The sequence below is a fragment of the Bradyrhizobium sp. Kon10 genome, assembly GCF_055807395.1.
Genome location: NZ_JBVVOZ010000329.1, coordinates 1 through 249, shown reverse-complemented (window position 1 = coordinate 249; position 249 = coordinate 1). Strand labels below are relative to the sequence as shown.

1 pseudogene is annotated in these 249 nt (G+C 59.0%); it reads right to left on the bottom strand.

The features are described from left to right. Positions 1-249: pseudogene (locus tag AC0L2O_RS37250) on the bottom strand (carbohydrate ABC transporter permease); the annotation flags it as partial.

Genomic DNA, 249 nt, shown 5'->3' with positions numbered 1-249 from the left:
CGAAGAACTGGTAGCGCGCCAGCGCCCAGCCGGCCATCGAGGTGAGCAGCACCGACAGGAACGTGTAGGTGACCGCCACCGACACGGAGATGCCGATGGCGCCGATGAAATTCGTGTCGCGCTGCAAATTGTTGACATTGTCGAGGAAACTGCCGTGCGGCAAAAGCTCGATGCTGGGACTGAAGATGCCTCTGTCGGGCATGGTCGAGAAGATTACCATCATCCACAGCGGAAACAGCCAGATCAGCG